Annotated in this window: 20 protein-coding genes; 12 read left to right on the forward strand and 8 right to left on the reverse strand. The window is 66.1% G+C overall.

All coding sequences use genetic code 11. From position 1 onward, the window contains the following. Nucleotides 1–47 precede the first annotated feature (47 nt). From WEG36_02860 to WEG36_02880, 5 genes are all read left to right on the forward strand, one after another. Nucleotides 48–1043: a YpdA family putative bacillithiol disulfide reductase gene (locus WEG36_02860; protein ID MEX1256538.1), complete on the forward strand. Its 996-nt coding sequence runs from the start codon at nucleotides 48–50 to the stop codon at nucleotides 1041–1043. Next, nucleotides 1040–3547: a M28 family peptidase gene (locus WEG36_02865; GenBank protein ID MEX1256539.1), complete on the forward strand. Its 2508-nt coding sequence runs from the start codon at nucleotides 1040–1042 to the stop codon at nucleotides 3545–3547. Before WEG36_02860 ends, WEG36_02865 begins: the two co-directional genes overlap by 4 nt. A gap of 127 nt (nucleotides 3548–3674) precedes the next feature. After that, nucleotides 3675–4208: a hypothetical protein gene (locus WEG36_02870; protein MEX1256540.1), complete on the forward strand. Its 534-nt coding sequence runs from the start codon at nucleotides 3675–3677 to the stop codon at nucleotides 4206–4208. A 27-nt stretch (nucleotides 4209–4235) separates the two neighbouring features. Further along, entirely contained in the window at nucleotides 4236–4577 is a 342-nt protein-coding gene (locus WEG36_02875) for a hypothetical protein (GenBank protein MEX1256541.1), read from the forward strand. A 302-nt stretch (nucleotides 4578–4879) separates the two neighbouring features. Further along, nucleotides 4880–5530 carry an NAD(P)-binding domain-containing protein gene (locus WEG36_02880; protein ID MEX1256542.1) on the forward strand — a complete coding sequence of 217 codons (651 nt, stop codon included), beginning with the start codon at nucleotides 4880–4882 and terminating at the stop codon, nucleotides 5528–5530. Here the strand turns inward: WEG36_02880 and WEG36_02885 are convergent. The 7 genes from WEG36_02885 to WEG36_02915 all read right to left on the reverse strand — a co-directional run bounded on the left by WEG36_02885 (nucleotide 5527) and on the right by WEG36_02915 (nucleotide 11385). Beyond that, nucleotides 5527–6153: a DUF998 domain-containing protein gene (locus WEG36_02885; GenBank protein ID MEX1256543.1), complete on the reverse strand. Its 627-nt coding sequence runs from the start codon at nucleotides 6151–6153 to the stop codon at nucleotides 5527–5529. The two genes, WEG36_02880 and WEG36_02885, sit on opposite strands and share 4 nt — an antisense overlap. A gap of 72 nt (nucleotides 6154–6225) precedes the next feature. Beyond that, nucleotides 6226–6426 carry a dodecin family protein gene (locus WEG36_02890; GenBank protein MEX1256544.1) on the reverse strand — a complete coding sequence of 67 codons (201 nt, stop codon included), beginning with the start codon at nucleotides 6424–6426 and terminating at the stop codon, nucleotides 6226–6228. 145 nt (nucleotides 6427–6571) lie between these two features. Beyond that, the gene (locus WEG36_02895) at nucleotides 6572–7240 is read right to left on the reverse strand and encodes an epimerase (protein ID MEX1256545.1); all 669 of its coding nucleotides are present in this window, start codon (nucleotides 7238–7240) and stop codon (nucleotides 6572–6574) included. Nucleotides 7241–7430: 190 nt separating this feature from the next. Next, complete coding sequence (locus tag WEG36_02900) at nucleotides 7431–7901, reverse strand: SRPBCC family protein (GenBank protein ID MEX1256546.1); 471 nt, start codon at nucleotides 7899–7901, stop codon at nucleotides 7431–7433. Nucleotides 7902–7999: 98 nt separating this feature from the next. After that, entirely contained in the window at nucleotides 8000–9409 is a 1410-nt protein-coding gene (gene mgtE, locus WEG36_02905) for a magnesium transporter (protein MEX1256547.1), read from the reverse strand. Nucleotides 9410–9412: 3 nt separating this feature from the next. Then, a complete protein-coding gene (locus tag WEG36_02910) occupies nucleotides 9413–10540 on the reverse strand; it encodes a hypothetical protein (GenBank protein MEX1256548.1) in 1128 nt (375 codons plus the stop codon). Beyond that, complete coding sequence (locus tag WEG36_02915; protein ID MEX1256549.1) at nucleotides 10537–11385, reverse strand: transglutaminase-like domain-containing protein; 849 nt, start codon at nucleotides 11383–11385, stop codon at nucleotides 10537–10539. The genes WEG36_02910 and WEG36_02915 overlap by 4 nt, the downstream gene beginning before the upstream one ends. Before the next feature lie 137 nt (nucleotides 11386–11522). On the opposite strand from WEG36_02915, the gene WEG36_02920 reads away from it, so the two are divergent. From WEG36_02920 to rsgA, 5 genes are all read left to right on the forward strand, one after another. Next, nucleotides 11523–12281 (forward strand): hypothetical protein, encoded by a 759-nt coding sequence (locus WEG36_02920; protein MEX1256550.1) that lies wholly within the window; start codon nucleotides 11523–11525, stop codon nucleotides 12279–12281. Nucleotides 12282–12413: 132 nt separating this feature from the next. Continuing rightward, nucleotides 12414–14519, forward strand: coding sequence for a PQQ-binding-like beta-propeller repeat protein (locus tag WEG36_02925; GenBank protein ID MEX1256551.1), 2106 nt, complete (start codon nucleotides 12414–12416; stop codon nucleotides 14517–14519). 121 nt (nucleotides 14520–14640) lie between these two features. Further along, nucleotides 14641–15927, forward strand: coding sequence for an HD domain-containing protein (locus tag WEG36_02930; GenBank protein MEX1256552.1), 1287 nt, complete (start codon nucleotides 14641–14643; stop codon nucleotides 15925–15927). Between the two features lie 263 nt (nucleotides 15928–16190). Continuing rightward, entirely contained in the window at nucleotides 16191–17111 is a 921-nt protein-coding gene (locus tag WEG36_02935; GenBank protein ID MEX1256553.1) for an RNA polymerase sigma factor RpoD/SigA, read from the forward strand. Between the two features lie 61 nt (nucleotides 17112–17172). Next, nucleotides 17173–18108, forward strand: coding sequence for a ribosome small subunit-dependent GTPase A (gene rsgA, locus WEG36_02940; protein ID MEX1256554.1), 936 nt, complete (start codon nucleotides 17173–17175; stop codon nucleotides 18106–18108). A gap of 169 nt (nucleotides 18109–18277) precedes the next feature. Here rsgA and ggt read toward each other — a convergent pair whose 3' ends face one another. Next, on the reverse strand, nucleotides 18278–20047 hold the full coding sequence (gene ggt, locus WEG36_02945; GenBank protein MEX1256555.1) for a gamma-glutamyltransferase: 1770 nt from the start codon (nucleotides 20045–20047) through the stop codon (nucleotides 18278–18280). A gap of 463 nt (nucleotides 20048–20510) precedes the next feature. Between ggt and WEG36_02950 the strand changes: the two genes are divergently transcribed. Both WEG36_02950 and WEG36_02955 read left to right on the forward strand, forming a co-directional pair. Further along, on the forward strand, nucleotides 20511–20786 hold the full coding sequence (locus WEG36_02950) for a type II toxin-antitoxin system ParD family antitoxin (GenBank protein MEX1256556.1): 276 nt from the start codon (nucleotides 20511–20513) through the stop codon (nucleotides 20784–20786). Further along, nucleotides 20783–21082, forward strand: coding sequence for a type II toxin-antitoxin system RelE/ParE family toxin (locus WEG36_02955; protein MEX1256557.1), 300 nt, complete (start codon nucleotides 20783–20785; stop codon nucleotides 21080–21082). The genes WEG36_02950 and WEG36_02955 overlap by 4 nt, the downstream gene beginning before the upstream one ends. Nucleotides 21083–21296: the final 214 nt, after the last annotated feature.

Raw genomic sequence — 21296 nt, forward strand, 5'->3', positions numbered from 1 at the left:
GGGATGAATGGTCCAGGAAGCCAGCTCGGCTGCTCCCGGAGCGCGCCATGAACGACCAGGCCGTGGAAATTGCCGTGGTCGGCGCCGGCCCGTGCGGCCTCGCAGTCGGCGCGGCGGCCCGCGAATCAGGGCGTGCCGCGGTTCTCTTCGACCGAGGTCCCCTCTGTGCCGCGCTCATCGGGTACCCTCCCTACATGAGTTTTTTTTCGACGGCGGAGAAGCTCGAGGTGGGAGGACTCCCGTTTACCTGCTCGCGTCCGAATCCGACGCGCCAGGAGGCGCTCGCCTATTTCCGGGGCGTGGCCCGCTACTTCCACCTGGACGTGCGTCAGTATCATTCGGTCGAGTCGGTACATGCGGAAGAAGGCGGATTTCGCCTCACGACAACCCGGGCCGACAGGAAGTTGGAGTGGCGAGCGCGGGTGGTCGTCATCGCGACCGGGGGCTTCCACGAGCCGAACTTCCTCTGCATCCCGGGGGAAGAACTTCCGAAGGTTTCCCACTATTATCGGGAAGCCCACCCTTACTGGAATCAGGATGTCGTCGTCGTGGGGGGCGGGAATTCGGCGGTCGAGGCCTCGCTGGAGCTCTTCCGGGTCGGCGCGCGAGTCACTCTCGTCCACTTCGGCTCGGAACTGGACCCCGGCGTGAAGCCCTGGCTCCTTCCCGACATTCGGAATCGAATTTCGGCAGGGGAGGTCGAGGTCCTCTGGCGGCACCGGATCGAGGAGATCCGGCCAGATGTGGTCGTGGTGCGGAGCGAGGAGGGCGGTGCGACGCGACCGATCCCGAACGACTGGGTCCTCGCACTCACCGGTTGGAAGCCTGACCATGGGCTGCTCCGGTCGCTGGGCGTTTCGATCGACGTCCAGACCGGGGTTCCGTCCCACGATCCGGAGACGATGGAAACCCCTGTCCCCGGCCTTTTTGTGGCCGGTGTCCTCGCGGCAGGGTACGATGCGAATCGAATCTTCATCGAAAACGGACGGATGCACGGGCGGAGAATCGTGGACCGTCTCCTGACCACGAGAGGAAAAACATGACCCGGTGGCTCCCCGCCTTCGTCGCGCTCTCCGTTCCATTCACCGCCGCCGCTCAGCTTCCGCCCCTCCCGTCGGACCTCCGCCTCCAGGAGGCGTACTTCGCATGGGATCGGGGAGACTACGTCGAGGCGCTCGAAGGTTACCTCGCCGTCTTGAACGGCCCGGAGGGCGGCATGCGCGTCGAGGAGATCGCCCTCCTCACCGGTGAGTGGTACGCCGTGGACGAGCTCGCTCCCGATGGGCGGGCCGGCCTGCGCGTGTCTTCCACGGGGCGTTACGCGCTTTACGAGACCTCCGAGGGGGGGCGGGGAGTCACCCGAGTCGTGGACCTCGAGTCCGAGGGAGCGACCATCGCAAGCCTTCCCGGAGTCGGCGCTTCCTTCGTTGGCCCCCGCGCGGTGGCCTACCTCACCGTCGCGACGCCGGTCGTCGATCGGCAGATCCGCGTGCGGGCCCTCCCCTCCGGTTCGGACGAGACCATCGACCTGCGCGGGGGGTGGATCCCGCGGATCGGATCCAATTCGACGGTCGGCGTCCTGACCGGGGCGCCCGAGACGGACGTGCTCTACGTGCTGGCCAGCCAGGACGCGACGGGTCCCGCCACGGACATCCTCAGGATTGCGCCGGGGGGCGACCTCGCGGTTCTCGACACGGGGGAAGGAGGGAAGTCCGGGGTTCTCCCCGTTCCGGGGGGGGAGACGCTCGTGTTCACCCAAACGGAGGGCACGGGGCAGGCCGCTCTTTCCTCGACCGTCGTCCTCGATCTCGAGTCGGGGAGGATGACGGGATATCCACGTCGCTCCGCTCCTTCCCTCTCCGCGGACGGGCGCTCCCTCGTTTTCCTCGGCCGCGAAGGGTCGGATTACACGGTGGAGGTGCTTTCGCTCGCGGAGTCCGGAGCCGGGGCACCGTCGGAGGTCTTCCGTGCGCCCGTGCCCCTCGCTGCGCCCGCGCTCTCGCCCTCGGGCACCCGGGTGGCCTTCCAGGCGCGCCCTTGGGACGACTGGGAGATCGTCGTGGCACCCGTGAATGGAGGAGCGGCACGCCAGGTTACCAACGAGATCCAGCATGACCTCGCCCCGCGTTTCCTCGATGACGAAACGGTCTTTGCGGCGAAGGGAGAGGGGCGACACCGCCGCTCTTATCTGTACGATGTCGAGACCGGTCGTGCGACGAAGCTCTTCCACAACAACACGGTCCGAACCATTTCCTCGGAGTACGAGTGGCAGATCGTGCCGGGGGGCACGGGGATCCTCGTGGTCGCCGACCGGGACGGAGATACGATTTCGCCCGAGCGCGGGGTCTATCTCCTGCACCTGGACCGCACCGTCGGGGCGGACGAGCTCCGCGCGCGGCTCGAGACGAACCTCGCAGGCGAACGCGACCTGCGGGCGCGGGGGGAACGAAGCTTCGCGCCCATCGCCGGTGAAGTCGCCGGAATCGTGGAGGGAGTCTCCGTCGAGCGAATCTACCAGTACGCCCGCTCCCTCTACGGGACGGGCTCCAAGCACATCACTCAGCCTGGGAACGCGCTCGCGATCGCCTACCTCGAGGCGCAGCTCCGAGAATGGGGGTACGAACCCGAGCTTCAGTGGTTCGAGCCGCGCCCCGGAATCCGGTCCGCCAATGTGATCGCCCGAATCCCGGGGACGGTGGATCCCCACCTCGTCTACGTCGCGAGCAGCCACTTCGACTCGGTCGAGCCTGGTCCCGGCGCAGACGACAACTCCTCGGGGTCTTCCGCACTTCTCGAAGCGGCCCGTGTCCTCCGCGACCACCCGCAGGCCGCCACGATCGAGCTCGGCTTCTTTACCGGGGAAGAGGCAGGGCTCCTGGGGAGCCGGGAGTACGTCCGGCGAGCGGTAGAGGAGGGGAAGATCATCGCCGGCGCGCTCAATAACGACATGATCGGGTGGACGAACGACCACCGCCTCGACAACACGATCCGGTATTCGAACGCCGGCATCCGCGACATCCAGCACGCGGCGGCCTTCCTCTTCTCCGAGCTCATCACCTTCGATTCGCACTATTACCAATCCACCGACGCCGCCGCGTATTACGAGGCTTACGGGGACATCGTGGGTGGGATCGGCTCGTACCCGGTCCTGGGAAATCCGCATTATCACCAGCCGACGGACCGACTCGAGACCGTGAACCAGCGGCTCGTGGCGGAGGTGAGCCGCGTCACGATCGCGACCCTCGCACTCCTGGCTTCGAGCCCGTCGAGGCTGACCGGCGTGGAATGGGCATCGGGGGCCGGAGGATCCACCGTGGCCTCCTGGGATACCGCACGGGAGAGCGGCGTACGGGCCTACCGGATTCGCGTGACTTCGCCCTCGGGAGCGGTCCGGGAGCGGGAAGTCGCGGCCGGGGCAGAAGGCGCGGGGGGACGAGCCTCCCTCGCTCTCGACAGCGTCGTCCCCGGCTCGGAGGTCGCCGTGAAGGCCGTGAACGAGCGGGGGCTCGAGGGGTGGGACTGGGCGCGCGCCGTCGTTTCGCCCTGAGGCTGGATGCGGCTAGAGCTCCTCCGCGGCGGGGCCGTTCCAGCGATCCCCGGGGGTGATGCGAGGCGCGGAGGCCGCCAGCGAGGGACGGTGATCACTGTTTCGAAACCGCTACCGTGGGGGTCACATGGCGCTTTTTACGGACCGAAGCATCTGGACGATGTTGCATGGAATTGCACTGGGGGGCGGCGCCATGATGACTCTCTTCGGGGCACTGGTCCTCGTGGTTGCCTTCCGACCCGGCCGGACGTGGGGCGACCTGGCCGGTCCCGCTCGGGCGCTCGGGGCGCTGAGCGTGACTTCCGCCGCAATGCTCTGGCTCACCGTGCTGGCAGGGACCTATATCGTCTTTCCCCCCTACCGCGCGACGCCGCCCGAAGGCACCACCATTCTCACCGACTTTCCGCGGTCCCTCATCCAATCCGATCCGAGCACGGCCTGGCTCCACTCCTTCGCGATGGAGAGCAAGGAGCACATTCCTTGGATTGCGGCCATTCTCGCGACGGCGATGGCCTTCGTGGTCACCCGCTACCGGGGACGACTCTGGAACGACGCAGGGGTGCGCAACACAACGATGGCCGGTCTGGCCATCTGTCTCGCGCTGGTGGCCTGCATGGCGCTCCTCGGCGTCTTCGTCAACAAGGTCGCCCCCCTTCAATAACAATGACTCTGACCGGAGAGGACTCCCATGACCATCGTGTATGAGGAGAAGTCTACAGCTGACGGCGCCGGACCCAATGGAGCGGTCTGGGCTGCATTCCTGGCCGCCGGTATCGGCGCTTTTGCGATGGGACTCGTGGTGCTCCTCAACGAGGCCGGGATCTTCGTCGCGCCGACGCTCTACGGGCCCGCGGGCGGCGTGTCGGGGCGAACCACGATTGCCGTCGCCCTCTGGCTGATCGCGTGGGTTTTCCTGCACGCGCGCTGGAGGAATCGCGAAGTGGAGCCCGGTCGCGTCGCTCCCGCGGTTTTTGTGCTGATCGGCCTTGGGGTCTTGGGGACCTTCCCCCCCGTATGGGGCCTCTTCTGAGGAGTATTTTCCCCCGAGCTGCTCCGGGTGGCGGCCCCGTCCCCGCCGGGCGGGTGCGCCCGAGCGGGGGCCTATGGGGAAGGTCTCATGTCGACCGGCGACGCGCTTCAGGTCGAGGGGAGAGGCGGCTTCCGGGGGGTTCGCGGGCGTTCGTGGCGCCCGTATATTTTCGGCTCGCCCTCGACTCTGGTTCGAGCTCATTTTTGTCTGGCACCGTCCACGACAGACTCCGCACCCTCTTGGATTCCGGCGAAGCGGAGCGGGCGGAGCGCTGGGTCTCCTCCTGAAGCGAGTTCTTCCGAATGAAGGTCGGCATTCTCGGCTCCGGTCCCGTAGGGCACGCTCTCGCGAAGGGATTTCTCGATCTCGGCCACGCCGTCATGCTCGCGTCGCGCTCCCCCGAAAAGCTCGAGGAGTGGCGCCGCGAAGCGGGGAGCCGCGCCTCGACGGGGATGCCCGGTGATGCGGCGGTGTGGGGGGACCTCGTCGTCCTGGCGGTCAAGGGAGAAGCGGCGGAAGAGGCGGTGCGCAAAGCGCCGCCGGAAGCACTCGCCGGGAAGACGGTGATCGACACGACGAATCCGATCGCTCCTGTGCCCCCGGAAGACGGCGTTCTAAAATTTTTCACTACGCTGGAGGATTCGCTCATGGAGCGGCTCCAGCGCCTCGCGCCCGACGCCCGATTCGTGAAGGCATTTTCGTGCGTGGGAAGCGCGCTGATGGTGCATCCGGCCCTTCCCGGCGGAAAGCCGACGATGTTCATCTGCGGAAACGACGGCCCGGCGAAAGCGGAAGTCGGGGATATTCTCGACGCCTTCGGTTGGGAAGTGGAGGATCTGGGAAGTGCCGTTGCCGCACGGGCGATCGAACCCCTCTGCATCCTCTGGTGCATCCCGGGGTTTCTCCGGAACGACTGGAAGCGCGCCTACAGGGTGATGCGGCCCGAGGGTTAATTCCCGCGGTCCTGCAGGATCGTTTCTCCCTTCACGAACCACGATGCGCCGAAGGCCCAGAGGGCGAGTGCCTCGAGCCAGAAGACGGGGCGCAGGAACGAAAGCCAACTCTCGCGGAGGAAAACGGAGTAGATCCCGATCAGGACGATGCACGCCACCATGGTGACCGCGCACCCCCGGTAGACCGGGTTTCGCACCTCCTTCATCGGAGTCACGCTTCCGTTCGAGCGCGTGAAGAGGAAGAAGGAGAAGTAGGCGAGGACGAGGAAGAGAGCGGAGGCGGACGCGAAGTGGATCGCCCCTTCCAGGGGGCCCCCGCGATTCGAGAAAAGCGCGACCCCGAGCGCGAAGACACTCCCCAGGTCGCCCGCGATATCGTCCCTCCTGTCGTATCCCCGGTATGCAAAGAGAAAACAGGCGATCGCGAAGAGGATTCCCACGAGCGCGTCCCGTGCGCGAAGGGAGGAGTAGTCGCTGATCGAAGGGAGCACGTCCCAGGTGCGTGTCTCGGCGACGCCCCAGAAAGCGAGGACGAGAGGGAGCGAGACGCCGAGGACTCCGAGCACGCGCCGGAGCGTGACGTAGGAGACGACGATGTTGTCGTTCTGTATCCGGTGTGCCATCCGCCGGCGGTCGTTTCTAGCCCGCGCCAACGTCAGGCGCCCGCCTGCGCGCGGCTCTCCCCGCTTCCCGGGTCACTTCAGGATGAAGGTCACCTTCATCAGGACGCGGTACTCGACAATCTTTCCGCCCTCCACCACGACCTCCTGATCCGCGATCCAGGCTCCTTTCACGTTCTCGAGCGTCTTGTTGGCGCGCGCGATTCCCACGCGCACCGCGTCGTCGAAGCCCTTCTTCGAGGATGTCTTGATTTCGGTGACTCTCGCGACGGACATGGGCCCTCCTGACAGTCTGGAGTGAGTCGCCAGCCGAACCGGCCAACTACTTGGAGTGTGCAGGTTCACCCCGCCTGACCGCAACCCGGCGAGAAACCGCTGCGGTCGGGTACTGTCGTGCTTCCGGAGCGCCTCGCCCGGACGTTCAGTCCACGAAGGCCAAAAGATCGATGTCGCGGTTTTCCAGGACGCGCTTCGAGTGGCCGGCGTCCGCGACCCGAATCATCGCGCGCCCCACGTTCTGCGTGGTCGTGACGTGGCTCGGGGCCACGCGCCTGAGGATTGGAAAGAGGGGGCTCGAGACCGCGTAAAAGGTTCGGTAGAGCGAGGTCTTCGATCGCACCCCCCGCAACGGTTGAACGAAGCCCGGCCGGAAGATGTAGCAGTCTAGCGTGAGTTCGAGGAGGCGGTTCTCCGTCTTCCCCTTCACGCGCGCCCACATCGTCCGTCCTCGCTCCGTGCTGTCCGCGCCTTCCCCGGAGACGTAGCAGAAAGTCATTCCCGGGTTCACACGGGCGAGGGCCTCACCCGCCGCGATCGTCAGGTCGAAGGTGGCGCGGCGATACGCCGCCTCGTCGAGCCCGGCGGAGGAAACGCCCAAACAGAAGAAGCAGGCGTCCATGCCCGCTAGGGCGTCCGTCGCGTCCCCAAAGTCGAGGAAATCGGTGCGCAGTAGCTCGTGAAACTTCGGATGAGTCCTCCCGCAGGGCGACCGTCCGACCGCGAGGAGGGATTCGACGCGGGGATCCTCCAGGCATTCGATGAGGACTCCCGCCCCGATCATTCCGGTCGCTCCGAATAGGAGGACTTTCATCGCCGCGAGCGTGCCATCAGCCGGCTCCAGGAGCGGTTTGCGTCGGACGGACTTGGAGACCGTACCGGGCGTGAGGGATTTCGAGACGGTGCCCGACGTGCCCCGGGAGGATGTGCGCTACCACGCGCGTGCCAATGCGCTCGCCGCGAAGCGTTCCGCGCGACCCGGGCGCCAGATCGAGTTCAACTCCTCAACTCGTTGACCCCTGGGTCTCTCCCCCTTCCGCAACAGCCTTCACGTCCATGAGATCCTGGAGGAGCGCCTTTTTCGTAGCGCCCTTGATCATGAACGCCAGGAGGACGGAAAATACCCGCGCACCGAATGTCAGCGCCTCGGCCTCGAAGACCATCCGGAGCCGCGTCCGGTCCCCCACTTCGCTGACACGGATCTCGCTCCGATATACGGATCCGTGGCTCCGCGCTTCGGTCTCATACGACGAGCCCTCTTCGACACCGGTGATCCACATGACTTCGGTCGCCGTTTTTCCGAAGAGCGTCCGGGTTTCTCGCCACTTCAACCCCAGGATCCCGGTCGGGGGCCGTTCGAGGACCTCCACCTTTTGGATTCCCGAAATCGTGCGGACCGAGTTTGGGATGTCAGTGACGAGTTGCCAGACCCTCGCCCCCGGGGCCCGAATGGTGACCTCCACTTCGACGCGCATCGGTCGCCGCCCTCCCTTCGATGGATGCCGGATCGAGGCTCCGCACTCACCCTGCGCTCCGTTCCGCTTGCCGCCATGAGGCTGGAACGGCTCGACGATCAGGGAAGAGGCGCCCCGATGGCGCCCGGGTCACCCGTCAGCGGACCCAGGATCCAGATCACCACCCGGAAATAGATGAGGAGCCCCACGACGTCCATCACCGTGGTGATTCCCGGCGAGGAGGTCAGCGCCGGATCTATTCCGAGGCGGCGAAAGAGGAAGGGCATGGACGCGCCGACGAGATTCGCCGTAAGGGCGATGAGGACCATCGTGATGCCGAGCGCCAACGCGATCCGAGGATCGGCTTCCGGCCGGAGGATCAGGACGTACCCGGTCATGAAAGTCCCGAAAGCGAGCCCCAGGAGGAGCCCGGTCCCGGTCTCTTTCACGAAGATCTTCAGATAGTCCTTGAGCTCCAGCTCGCGCGTCGCGAGGGCTCGGACGACGAGCGTCGCGACCTGCGATCCGACGTTTCCGCCGGTTCCGATCAGGAGAGGAATGAAGGCGGCCAGGATCACGACTTCCTGAAGGAGCACTTCGTAGGTTTCGATGACGTGGAAGGTAAGTGTCATCGAAACGACGAGGAGGACGAGCCAGGATGCTCGCTTCCAGGCGAGGAGCAAGGGATTCGCGCGGACATAGTCGATGTCGATCGGCGCGCCACCCATTCTGTGGATGTCCTCGGTCGCCTCCTCTTCCACGACGTCGAGGACGTCGTCAACCGTCACGATTCCCACGAGGACCCCGCCGTCGTCCACGACGGGAAGAACGGAGAAGTCATAGTCGGACATCGCGCGCGCGACCTCTTCCTGGTCCGTGTGCGCGGGGATGCTCACGACCTGAGGGCGCATGATCTCCGAGACCTTGGCGGCGGGCGGCGCTACGATCAGGTCGCGGAGCGAGAGGACGCCTTGCAGCCTCGACCGGTCGTCCACGACGTAGATGTAGTAGATCGTCTCCGCGTCCGGGTGCGCGCGCCGGAGGAACTCGAGTACCTGCTCGACGCTCATCGAGGCCTGGACCGAGACGAAGTCCGGGGTCATGAGACCGCCGGCGACCTCCTCGTCGTAACGCACGAGCGCGTCGGCAACCGCGAGGGTCGCCGGCTCGAGGAGCGACCGCACCTCGCTCGCATGTGCGGGGTTGCTCGCCTCCAGCGCCTGGAGGGTGTCGGCCAGGTCGTCCGGGCTCAGCTCCTCGAGCACCTCGGCGAGCGCCGGGGCCGATAGCGACTGGATCAGCTCCGGCTGATCCTCCTCGGAGAGGTTGGAGACGACCTGGGCCGCGCGTTCGGGAGAGAGGTGACGGAGGGCGCGTTCCCCCTCCTCCGACGAAAGCTCGAACCAGAGGTCGTGAAGCTGGTGCGCGGGAAGCTCTTCGAGGGCAGCCGACAGTGCGGCTTCGTCGGGCCCCGCAAGGAGCCTGCGGAGGCGGAGGAGGATCTCGGATGCTTCGCGGGCCGGCGCCATCCCCTAAGCTATTGGAGCCGCGTCTCCCTCCACCAGCACCCAACCGTTCAGGTCGATTGTCCGGAGCTTTGCCTCCGGACCCTCCCTCGTTCCCAATCGAAGGTGGGTCGGAGGTTCGATTTCCCGGCGCACGTAGGCGAGGACGATGGACTGGCCGAACCGGGGCGAACGTACGGCGCTTCGCGTCTCGCCGACCGGGGCTTCACGATCCGGGAGGAAGAGGGAGGTTCCAAACGCGGGAGGCGTGGCATCCCCGAGGAGGGCTCCGCGGAGGTGACGATTCACCTTGCCGCGGTCGCGGATGCGCACGATAAACTCCTGTCCCGTAAAACACCCCTTCCGGTAGTCGATCGCGCGGTCCTCGATTCCGGCTTCGGGAGGTAGGACGTCCTCATCGAGCTCCAGTCCGAAGGCCGGACGCCCGCGCTCGATCCGAAGCGTCTCCCAGAGCTCGAAGGGCGCGATGACAGCGTCGAGGGCGCCGAGACGCTCCTGGACCCCATGCACCACGGGGAGGGGCGCGATCACATCCCAGGCCGGCGGCGTTACATCCCCCGTCCGGACGATCCTCGTGGGGACCGCTGCGGCGCCCTCGAGGACGACCTCCTCTCCCTCGTCGAGCTCGGCGAGGGAAAGCCGCGGGTCCGGGAGCTCCATGATCGCCGCCTTGAGCAGCTCGGGCGCCCGGGGACCGATCACGGTGAGGAGGCCGATCGGCTCCCCCGGCTCCTCCAGGCGGGCGAATCGAGGCGGAAGGTATTGCTGCATCCGTTCGAGGGCGGCTTTGTATCCGGCCGACGGAAGCTCGATGAGGAAGGGTCCCTCCTCTCCATTGCCGAGACGGGCGATTCGGAGATCCGCGACGATCTTCCCCTTGGGGGTCAGAAGCGCGGAATAGGGCATCCGGCCACGTCGGCCTGACGCGCTGGGCTCGCCGAGGTCGGGGGGGAGGCTTCCGGAGAAAAGACCGGCCAGCATACGAGCGGGGGCCCGCCCCGAAACGATGACGTAACGCCGGTCCGAACGGTCCACGACTGCGGCGCCCTCTATGGCCGAGCGGTACCCGGCGGCGATGTGCCCGCCCTGCTTCGCGTCGTCCTTGGGAAGGCCGGATCCCGCGCTCGCCGTCATCGCTCCTCCTTCTCCCTTCCGGCCCCGCGCAACTCCTCTACGAGGGCGCGGATGCGCGCCACGTCGGGACCGCCGGGCGTGGAGTCGAGATAACGTTCGAGCTCCTGAAGCGCTTCGTCGGCTCGTCCCATCCGCGCCAGGAGCGTTCCACGAGTCCGCAACTCTCCCGGAGCCATGGGGTGGATCGCGAGAATATGATCCACGACCGCCAGCGCGCGAGGGTAATCCTCCTGTCCGAGGTAGACGCCTCTGAGGTTGGTGAGAAGGCGGACGAGCATGGCACGGCGGCCGGCGGCCTTCAAGAACTCGGGGCGGACGCGGATCAGCCCGCCGTAACCTCGGTCCAGGAGCGCCTGGGCTTCGTCTTCGAAGCGCACGCGTCCCTCGTCGAACGGGTCCACGAGGAGCCGGACTTCTTCACCCGCGAAACGCACGAGGAAGTGACCGGGAAAGTTCACCCCTTCTAGGGGAAGTCCGAGTCGCCAGCCAACCTCGAGATAGACGATCCCGAGGGTCAGCGGAATCCCGGTCCGCCGATCCAGGACATCCGAGAGGAAGGAGTTCCTCGGGTCGTAATACTCGTCGCGGTTGCCGCGGAATCCGTGCCTCTCGTAAAGGGTCCTTCCCATCTCCTCGAGGAGGACGAGGGGGGCGCTTTCGTCGGCGAGCCGGTCCCGGACTTCCTCGGCCAGCTGGTCGAGGCGCGTCAGGTAGGAATTGACATGAAGCTGTGGATAGGCCTCGCTAGCGATGAGCAAGGCGGCCCGCGCGAGATTGACCTGGCCGTCGGGCCGGTTTAACTCACGCCGGAATTCCACCTGCGGCGTCGCGGGAGGAGGGGTCACGGGAGTCGCCCTCTCGGGGTCTGGAGCCGGCGAGGCCGGTTCCGGCACAATTCCGTTTTCGTGTGAATGCCTCTACACCTACATTATACGCGCGTGCCGGGCGCGGTGGCATTCACCATTGAGGGGGGTTTTTCAAGATGGGCAATCGAACGGCGGTCGCAGCGTGTCTGTGGGTGCTTTCCGCGGGCTGCTCCTCGGGCCCGGACTACAGTGCCGCATTCTCCGATCCGGACGTCGCCCGGATCTACACACGCATGATGTCAGAGATGGCTCCGGACAACGGGTGGGAGGAAGCTCGATACCTCGAGTTCGATTGGGCGATCGGCCAAACCGTGCGTCACCATCGATGGGACCGGTGGGAGGGGCAAGTCCGGTACGAAGTACAGACGCAGGGCCAGAACCTCGTCGCCCTCTTCAACAGCAACGACGTCGCGGCGGGGAGAGTCTGGCTCGACGGCGTGGAGCAGACCGGCCAGGAAGCCCAGGACCGGCTCACCTCCGCCTACCGTGCCCACATCAACGATTCCTACTGGCTCATCATGCCGTACAAGTGGGCCGATCCGGGCGTCCAGATCCGGTACATGGGCGAACAATCGGACGAGGCTGGGCGCAACTGGGAGGTCGTCGAGCTCGCTTTCGACGATGGGACCGGCCTCACCCCGCAGAATCGGTACCTCGCCTTCGTCAACCCGGAGACCGGCCTGATGGAGCGTTGGCATCATTTCCCGAACGCCGAAGCCGACCCTGCGCCCTCCGACTGGACGGACTGGACGCAGTACGGTCCGATCCGGCTGGCGGTGAACCGCAGGGTGGACGGCGTGCCACGGATCCATTTCCCACATTTGAGGGTTGAAACATCGGTTCCGGAGGGGGCCTTCGATCCTCCCCCCGGCTGAAAGGGGGTGCGCCTCCGCAGGGTGGTTGCACGGCCGACGCGAGTGACGTACCGTGAATCGCTTATCCAAGGACGCGACCGTATTGGAATAGCGAGTTTTGTCTCAGTAGGTCTTGACCCGGAGAAAGAGTAGATGAGACGACAAATGCAGAGCCTGGGCCCGGTACTCGCCGGCGCCTGGCTCGCCCTGGCCGTCGCGGCACTCGTCGCGACTCCGAGCGTTGCGTCCGCGCAAGGACCGGGGACGGAGAACGGGGAATGGCGCTACCTGGGAGGGGACTCCTGGCATACACGCTATCTCCCGGCCGATCAGATCACCGCGGAGAACTTCAATACCCTCGAGCTCGCCTGGGAATGGAACGGCGGGAGCTTCGGTGAAGGCCAGGGGGTGATGCGCGCGACGCCGAGCTACGTGGACGGTGTCCTCTATACCGTGGCCGGCTACCGCAGGAACGTGATCGCGATCGACGCAAGCACCGGGGCGACGATTTGGAGCTTCCGGGAGCCAGATACCTGGCGGTGGGAGTACTCGATGCGGGCCGCTTACGGGAAGGGTGTCTCCTACGCGGAGATCGACGGTCGGCCGATCATCTACATGGTCACGCCCGCCCGCTTCCTTTACGCGCTCGACGCGCGAACGGGACAGCCGCTCGAGAACTGGGGCGAGGGAGTAGACCTCCCCGGCTTCGCTCAGACCGGCGTCGTGGACGTGCTCCGCGACCAGGCGGAGGGGTGGGGACCCTGGGAGGATCTAAACCAGGAGTGGGATCCGAACCAGGGCATCCCGCTTTCGATTGGATATGCAACGGCGTCGTCGCCCCCGATCGTCGTGAACGACGTCGTGATCGTCGGGACCTCCCACGAGCAGGGATACAACCAGACCCGCATGGAGAACATCCCGGGCGACATCGTCGCGTACGATGCACGGACGGGAGACCTCAAGTGGAAGTTCCATGTGATCCCGCGCCCGGGTGAATTCGGGCACGAGACCTGGGAGAACGATGCCTGGTATTGGTCGGGGAACATCGGATCCTGGGCCCCGATGGCCTCCGATCCCGAGCTGGGGCTCGTCTACATCGCCACGAAGGGCGGGGTGCTCGACTTCTACGGCGGCTTCCGTCCCGGCGACAACCTCTACGGGAACAGCCTGATCGCGCTCGACGTGCAGACGGGTGAACGCCGTTGGCATTTCCAGATGGTGCACCATGACGTCTGGAACTACGACACGCCGACGGCGCCCGTCCTCATGGACGTGACGATCGGCGGCGAGCGGGTGCCGATCGTCGCACAGGCGACGAAGCAGGCCTTCCTCTATGTCTTCAATCGGGAGACGGGCGAACCGATCTGGCCGATCGAGGAGCGTCCGGTCCCGCAGTCGAACGTGCCGGGCGAGCAGCTCGCGGCGACGCAGCCCTTCCCGACCAAGCCGTCTCCCTATGCCCTGCAGGGGAGGACGGAAGACCAGCTCATCAACTACACGCCGGAGATTCGCCGGCTCGCGCTGGAATATGCGCGGGCGACGAACCAGCTCGCACCCTTCTATAATCCTCCCGTGCACCAGGGGAACGAGCAGGGGCTCGGTCCCGCAAGGCTCTGTCCGGGAGACACAGGGGGCGTGAACATCACCGGACCTGCCGTGGCCGACCCGGTGGAGGGAGTCATCTTCATCACCGCGCACAATGGTTGCGGGAGCGTCCTGCTGACTCCTGGCATCGAGAGCGACTGGGAGGAGGCGTCGGGGACGACGGTGGTGGACTGGGCCCGCGGTGGCGGCGGAGGTGGCCGGGGTGGACGTGGGGGCGGGGACGCACCAGCGGTCGAGAACCCCTTCGCGGGGCTCCCGAACGACTTCATCTTCGAGCTGCCGCGCGGAACCATCAGCGCGATCGACCTGAACACGGGCGACTATCGCTGGGTGATTCCACACGGAGACGCGACCGAGGAGGAGCAGGCCGCGATCCGAGACCACCCGCTCCTTCAGGGGCTGAACTTCAATCCGAACCGCGGACGGAACGGGCACGCGGCGATGATCGTGACGGAGACGCTCCTCTTCGCGACCGGGGCGACGAGCGACAACACGCCCCATCTTTTCGCGATCGACAAGATGACCGGCGAGCGGGTGGGTGCGATTCCCATTCCGGCGCCGAGCCAATATGGCATGTCAGGCTTCGTGCATGACGGCAAGCAGTACGTTCTCGTGCAGCAAGGGAGTGGGCTACTGGCTTACGCGCTTCCCTGAGTAGCGCGAGCGCACTGGCTGCGGAAGGCGCGCCAATGCCGATTCGAGGAGAGGGGGTCCCCGGTTCCGGGGCCCCCCTTTCTTTATTGCCCCGCCCGAGACTTCGCCGCATTCTCGGGCGATGACCGGGTCACCCACCTTTCGAACCGTTCGCGACCCTCTCTGGAACACGATTCGCCTCGACCCCGTCGCCATCGGGATCGTGGACACTGCTGCCTTCCAGCGCCTCCGGTACATCCGCCAGCTCGGTTTCGCGCACCTTGTTTATCCGGGCGCCACGCACACGCGTTTCGACCACGCCCTCGGTGTCTACCACCTCGCGGGGACGGCGCTTCGCCTCCTCCGGGAGCGTGACGAGGGGCTCGCGGAGGCATGGAAGGGCGCCGGGCTCATCCCCTATGCCGCGCTTCTCCACGACATCGGGCACTATGCCTTTTCGCATGCACTGGAGGAGCTCGAGCCCGATCGAATTCCGGGGAGCCATGAGGCGGTGAGCGAACGCTTCTTCGGATCCGCGGAGCTCGCCGAGGCGCTCGCACCTCTCGGAGGGGAGGCGCCCGGGCAGATTCACGCACTCATCCGGGGCGAGAGCGACCACCCCCTCGGAGGGCTCGTCAGCGGAAGTCTCGACCTCGACAAGATGGAGTATCTCCGGCGCGATGCTCGGTTCTGCGGCGTTCCTTACGGGGAAGTGGATGTGGACCGACTTTTGCAGGGATTTGTGCTCCTCAGAGATCCGGAATCCGGCCGAATCGAAGTCGGCGTGCAGGAGAAGGCGGTGAGCGCGCTCGAGTCCCTTCTCTTCGCCAAGTACCAGATGTTCCGAAATGTTTACTGGCACCATGCGGTAAGGGCTGCCACTGCACTATATCGGCGCATCGTGGACGAGTCCGTGCGCCTCGGGGTTTTTGGGAGGGACGAGCTGGTCGGACCGACGGATGAGGAGCTTCTCTACCGGATTCAGGAGCGGACCTACTCCAACGGAAATCCGATGGTTCGACGGATAGGAGAGCGCTGGATCCCGAATCTCCGGTCGCGCAGGCTTCCGAAGCGCGCGTGCGAGCTGACGGCCGCGGAGCTCGAAGGGATTGCCCTCCCCGACTGGCTTTCGCAGGATTCGCCGGTGCGCCGGGGGGTCGAGGACCGGATCGCGGACGAACTGGGTCTCGAAGCCGGCGAGGTGATGCTCGACTACCCAGCCAAGGCGCGAATGCTGGATCTCGACCTGCTTGTCGAACGGCGGGGAGGTGCCGTGGAGCGCCTCCGGAGCGGAGGGCTCCGGGGAGTCATCGATCTTCCCCGGATGGCGGAAGAGCTTTATCGAACGGCGCGCGTCCTCCGGATCTTCACCGTGGGCCCGCGCACCATCGAGGCCGAAGAGGCCTTGGGTTACCTCGCGGCAGGATGAGGGCGACGCGCAAGGCCGCTCCGGAACAAGGGGGGATGGGCGGGTTACCAGGCCCGCAAGCCGCCCTGGGAACCGCAGCGACGACCAGGGGAAGGCGGTCGCCCGGCTGAGTTCGGTCCGGATGGACAGAAGGGTTGGAACAGACTAGCTTTCATGGCTGTGGACCTTGCGCCCCGGTGGCGGGTACGAGTCGCTTGGTGGAGATGTTAGGAGTATTCACGAGACTGCGGATTTGCAGATCCCCGGAGCCTCTACGGAGATAGATGAAGATGGCCAGCACCGCGACTAGCGGCCGCGCCGCGGGCAAGAGGAAGGGGCGCTCTAGGGGATCCCTGGGTGGATTCGATTCCGCCCTGGATGAGCAGACCGCCCTGGACCAATACCTTCGTGACGTCAGCCGGCACGAGCTCATTACCCCTGCCCGGGAGAAGGAGCTCGGCGCCCTCGCGCAGGCGGGCGATGAAGAGGCGGTGCAGGAGCTTGCCCGGGCGAATCTGCGCTTCGTCATCAGCGTCGCGAAAAAGTACCAGAACCGGGGCGTTTCCCTCACGGACCTGATCCAGGAAGGGAACGTAGGGCTCGTGACCGCGGCGAGGAAGTTCGATCCCGAGCAGGGGGTCAAGTTCATCTCGTACGCGGTCTGGTGGATCCGTCAGGCGATTCTCGCCGCGCTGGCGAATCATGGCCGCTCCGTCCGGGTGCCCCTCAACCGGGCCTCGGATCTCGCGCGCATCTTCCGTGAGAAGGAGCGCCTCAAGCAGGAGCTGGGGCGCGACCCGAATCCGGACGAGCTGAGCGCCGCGACCGACCTGACTCCGGAGCTCATCGAATCGCTCCAAACGCTGAATGCCGCGGAGATCCGTCTCGACGCCCCCATCGGGGACAGCGAGGACTCGCAGCTCGTCGAGCGGTTCATCAACGAGGAGGCCGCCGAGCCCGAGCAGGAGGTCGAGATGCGGCTCCTGACGGAAGCGGTCTCGGGTGCGCTGGATACACTCGAGGCGCGGGACGCGAAGGTGCTCCGGCTCTACTTCGGACTCGACGGCGAGCGCGAGCACACGCTCGAAGAGATCGGCAACATGCTCGGCGTCACTCGTGAACGGATCCGCCAGCTCCGGGATCGGGCGCTCCGGCGCCTTCGCGAGGGCGAGAAGGGCTCGGCGCTGGAGTCGTTCGCCGCCTGAGCTCGAGCAGGTCGCCGCGGAAGAGTGAGGCGTCGCGCCCCGCTCGCCCAGGTCGTCAGGAATGACTGCGGGCGGGCGGGGCGCTTCGTCTTTTCGGGCGGGGACAGTTCTCGAGGCCGTGGGCGGCCGTTACCGGATCCGATTCGAAGATGGCACGGAGGGTGAAGCGGTGCTGCGCGGCCGCGTCCGCCGAGGGAGCCGGACGGGCGACCGCGTGGTTCCCGGTGACCACGTTCTCGTGTCCGGAACGACGGGCCCGGAGAGCCAGGCGATCGAAGAGGTCCTCCCCCGCGAAAACGAGCTGGTGCGCGCCGGACCCGGGGGCCGGGGCGCACGTGTCGTGGCCAGCAACCTGGATCGTTGCCTCGTCGTCCTTTCGGGGGAGGATCCGCCCCTCGAAGCCGAAGTCGCGGACCGCTTTCTCGCTCTTGCGGAGAGTTGCGGGATCTCTCCGGCCCTCGTCCTGAACAAGGTGGATCTCCCGGGTGCGCGCGAGCGCGCGATGGCCCTGGCGCCCCTCTATCGGGCGATCGGGTATGAGGTCGTCCTGACGTCGGCGAGTGCGGACGAAGGATTGCCCGCGCTCCGGACTCTCCTGTCGAGTGGGGTTTCAGCGATCATCGGGCCGTCCGGAGTCGGGAAGTCCAGCCTCCTGAACGCACTCGACCCCGGATTCGAGCTTCGGACCCAGGAGGTGGGCTCGAAGGGGGGAAGAGGGCGGCATACGACGGTGAGCGCCCGCCTCCTTCCTCTCGCCTCGGGGGGATGGGTCGCCGACACGCCGGGATTTTCGGACGTCCGGCTCTGGGATGTGGCGCGTGAGTCCCTTTCTGCCGCGTTTCCGGAGATCGCGGCGGCTGCGACAGAGTGCCGCTTCCGCGGCTGCTCCCACCTGCACGAGCCGGATTGCGCCGTCCGCGAGCGGGTGGAGGCGGGGGAAATCGCCCAGAGCCGATACGCGAGCTACCGCGGGATGGCCGAGGTTAGCAGGGCATGACGGGTCGCTGAATCAGGCGGCCGAAAGCCTTTCCCGGTTCTTCGACGCAGGAATGGCGTGGGCCGAGCGCGCCTGGGGCGCCTTCGCCCCTCCAAAAACACTCGGGCGCGGCCCGGGCCACCGAATCACGATGGCTCGAGCCGCGCCCGCTGTGTCCGAACCCGCGGAGCTACGGCCTCGCCGCGCTCGCCGAGCTGTTCCGGTAATCCGGCACGCCGTACTGAATTCCCGACCCGACATCCACCCAGATGGAGTTGGCCTGACCGCCTCCACCTGGGCGCACCTCGTGTCCCATGGCGGTGAGGGCGTCGATCGTGGCCTGCGGGATCGTAGGCGTCGCGTCGACCTCCACGCTCGCCCGGTCGGGCATCCACTGGTGGTTGATGCGCGGTCCGTCGACGGCCTCGCGACCGTTCCGCTCGAATTCCATGAACCCCAAGACAACGCCGAGCACGGTGCTGGGGATCGAGCGCCCGCCCGGCGAACCGGTGATCAGCACCACCCTGCCGTCGCGCGTCACGATCGTGGGCGTCATCGAGCTGAGCATGCGCTTCTCGGGAGCGATCTGATTGGGCAGCGTGCCCACGCTGCCGCCGGTGTCGGTCAGGCCCGGAACCCGGTTGAAGTCTCCCATCTCGTTGTTGAGGATGAAGCCCGTGCCCGACGCGACGACGGCCGAGCCGTACCCGCCCTCGAGCGTGTAGGTGACGGACACGGCCATCCCGTCCCCGTCGATGACCGAGTAGTGCGTCGTTTCATTGGTCTCCGGAACCATGGCCATCGAGAGGATGTCCGAGCCGAGGTCGGCGCTGTTCGACGCGAGGCTCCGGTTGATCTCCGAGGCGAGCTGCCTCCCGTATTCCTTGGAGGTGAGGCGCGCGATCGGCATGGAGGGGTCGAAGTCCAGGTCACCCAGGTGCCGCGCTCGGTCGAGGAAAGCCCGCCGCATGGCCTCGATCACGAGATGGACGGCCTGCGGGGAGGTCTGCCCCATGCCCTTGAGATCGAAGTTCTCAAGGATGTTCAGGGACTCGGCGATGATCACCCCGCCTCCGCTGGGCGGTCCCATCATCGCGAGCTCATACCCTCGGTACGTCGTGGTGATGGGCGCCCGCACCACCGCCTCGTAACGGGCGAGGTCCTCCCTGGTGATGAGCCCGTTGTTCCGGCTCATGTCCACGGCGATGCTGTCGGCGATCCAGCCACGGTAGAAGGCGTCCTGCCCCCCCTCGGCGATCGCCCTCATGCTGCGGGCGAGGTCCGGAAGGCGAATCGTCTCGTCCGCGCCCCAGGGCGAGCCATCGGGCTTGGCGTAGGCGCGCATCGAGGAGGGAAACTGGGTCATCCGCCCGGTGCCCTGGGTCAGGCCGTTGATCGCGTTCGCGAGCGACGGGAGCACCACACCGTCGGCGAGCTCGGCGGCCGGCATCACCAGTTCTCTCCAGGGGAGCCTCCCGTGGCGTTGGTGCGCGAGGTACATCCCCGCGACCGTCCCCGGAACGCCGGGCGCGCGGTACCCGGACGACTGCCAGGCAGACCCGCCGGTCGCGGGATCCACGTACATGTCGGCGGAGGCGGCGAGCGGCGCCTTCTCCCGGAAGTCGATCGATTCGGTCCGGCCGTCGGGTAGCTGGACCATCATGAAGCCGCCGCCGCCGAGGTTGGCGTTGGACGGGTTCGTGATCACCATCGCGAAAGCCGTGGCGATCGCGGCGTCCACGGCGTTTCCGCCCCGCCGCAGGATCGAGGCGCCCACCTCCGAGCCGATCTCCGACTGGGAGACGACGAGGCCGGCCGTCGAGGGAAGCCCGAGCGGCCCCTCTCCCGGCAGGTCCTGCGAGGACAGGGTGGCGGAGCCGCCGGAACCAATGGTCTGGCTACACCCGCTCGCGGCCAGGACGCCGCAAGCGAGGACGAGGACGAAACGGCGACGTATCATGAGTGCCTCCTTCGAGGTTGGGGATGAAATTATGCGTCGGCCTCGCCGGCAGAGCAACACTATCCCCATCACCCTGGCACCGAAGGGTCGGACAACTTCACCGAAAGGGGGCTGGGGAATACGGTCTCGCCGATCCGGAGCCGCTTACCTGGACCTCACCGGAAGTGGAACGCCGTAAGCATCGACGGGCTTCCTGCTCCCGGGATCGGGAGGGACGGGGAGCGATCGGATATCGTTGCCGAATGACTCGCCACGAAGCCACATTTGCGAACCCGCCTTCGGCCATCCCCGGAAAGAGGGATGTTTCACGAGCCTTAGTGCGACAATGTGGCCGTTATACGCCAGTTTCACTTTTCTGACTTTGTTTGGAAGACCGGGGAGGAGTGGAGGGGCGCAATAACAATCTTTGACATCGCAGCCTTCGACGCTTAGCTTCGAAGGGGTAGCAGGTAGGACTTCCTTCATGGAGGCGGCGGCCGTGAACGTTTCGCTCACGCCAGAGCTCGAGCAGTACATTAGCAAGTTGGTGGAGGCCGGACAGTATCGTTCGGCAAGCGAGGTTGTGCGCGCTGCAGTCCGTACGCTTCAGGATCAGGAGGAGGAGCGACGCGCAAAGCTGAAGGCGCTGCGTCAAAGCATTGGCCAGGGTATCAAGGAGCTGAATTCTGGCGACAAGATTTCAGCCGACGACGCGTTCCGAGACATTCTCAAGGCCCTGGGCCGATCTGAGGCGGCTTGAGAGAACTTTATCTCTCGCCTTCTGCCCGTCGAGACCTATCGGAAATCGCGGAGTACATCGCGAACGCGGCGGGACCGACGATTGCCGGCGAGATGATCGTGCGAATCCGCGAGAAGTGCCGACTTCTCGCCGACACGGTGGGAGAAATTGGAGTCTTGCGTCCTGACATCCGTGCAGGAGTTCGTAGTTTTTCCGTGCCCCCTCACGTCCTCTTTTTTCGGTACACGGGGCACGAAGTAGAAATCGTACGAATCCTCCACGAACGGCGCGATGTCGAGAGCACCCTTCTTGAATGAACGTTGCACTTGGAAGGGGTGCCTGAATTTCTTAGCAGCTTGATCAGTCCTCGGGAGTGAAACCGGCGTATAACTGCGCGTGTGCCGGTTCCGGGCCTTACGGCCCTCCACTGCAACCCTTCGCCTTGTCACGCGCCGTGCAAAGCACGGCCCGCGCCAAGACTCAGGGTTCGGCAACGCTGGAACGTTATAGTGCGCCGTGAAGGTGGCGCGA

The organism is Gemmatimonadota bacterium (assembly GCA_040882465.1).
In the GTDB taxonomy this organism is placed as follows: domain Bacteria; phylum Gemmatimonadota; class Gemmatimonadetes; order Longimicrobiales; family Gaopeijiaceae; genus JBBEBG01.

Excerpts from the sequence above, each read along its gene's own strand:
- WEG36_02950 (MEX1256556.1), top strand. The coding sequence starts at position 20,511 with ATGGAGGCGGCGGCCGTGAACGTTTCGCTCACGCCAGAGCTCGAGCAG.
- mgtE (MEX1256547.1), bottom strand. The coding sequence starts at position 9,409 with ATGGCGCCGGCCCGCGAAGCATCCGAGATCCTCCTCCGCCTCCGCAGG.
- WEG36_02875 (MEX1256541.1), top strand. The coding sequence starts at position 4,236 with ATGACCATCGTGTATGAGGAGAAGTCTACAGCTGACGGCGCCGGACCC.
- WEG36_02860 (MEX1256538.1), top strand. The coding sequence starts at position 48 with ATGAACGACCAGGCCGTGGAAATTGCCGTGGTCGGCGCCGGCCCGTGC.
- WEG36_02925 (MEX1256551.1), top strand. The coding sequence starts at position 12,414 with ATGAGACGACAAATGCAGAGCCTGGGCCCGGTACTCGCCGGCGCCTGG.
- WEG36_02930 (MEX1256552.1), top strand. The coding sequence starts at position 14,641 with ATGACCGGGTCACCCACCTTTCGAACCGTTCGCGACCCTCTCTGGAAC.
- WEG36_02890 (MEX1256544.1), bottom strand. The coding sequence starts at position 6,426 with ATGTCCGTCGCGAGAGTCACCGAAATCAAGACATCCTCGAAGAAGGGC.
- WEG36_02910 (MEX1256548.1), bottom strand. The coding sequence starts at position 10,540 with ATGACGGCGAGCGCGGGATCCGGCCTTCCCAAGGACGACGCGAAGCAG.
- WEG36_02870 (MEX1256540.1), top strand. The coding sequence starts at position 3,675 with ATGGCGCTTTTTACGGACCGAAGCATCTGGACGATGTTGCATGGAATT.
- WEG36_02880 (MEX1256542.1), top strand. The coding sequence starts at position 4,880 with ATGAAGGTCGGCATTCTCGGCTCCGGTCCCGTAGGGCACGCTCTCGCG.
- WEG36_02920 (MEX1256550.1), top strand. The coding sequence starts at position 11,523 with ATGGGCAATCGAACGGCGGTCGCAGCGTGTCTGTGGGTGCTTTCCGCG.
- WEG36_02935 (MEX1256553.1), top strand. The coding sequence starts at position 16,191 with ATGAAGATGGCCAGCACCGCGACTAGCGGCCGCGCCGCGGGCAAGAGG.
- WEG36_02865 (MEX1256539.1), top strand. The coding sequence starts at position 1,040 with ATGACCCGGTGGCTCCCCGCCTTCGTCGCGCTCTCCGTTCCATTCACC.
- WEG36_02900 (MEX1256546.1), bottom strand. The coding sequence starts at position 7,901 with ATGCGCGTCGAAGTGGAGGTCACCATTCGGGCCCCGGGGGCGAGGGTC.
- WEG36_02895 (MEX1256545.1), bottom strand. The coding sequence starts at position 7,240 with ATGAAAGTCCTCCTATTCGGAGCGACCGGAATGATCGGGGCGGGAGTC.
- ggt (MEX1256555.1), bottom strand. The coding sequence starts at position 20,047 with ATGATACGTCGCCGTTTCGTCCTCGTCCTCGCTTGCGGCGTCCTGGCC.
- WEG36_02885 (MEX1256543.1), bottom strand. The coding sequence starts at position 6,153 with ATGGCACACCGGATACAGAACGACAACATCGTCGTCTCCTACGTCACG.
- rsgA (MEX1256554.1), top strand. The coding sequence starts at position 17,173 with ATGACTGCGGGCGGGCGGGGCGCTTCGTCTTTTCGGGCGGGGACAGTT.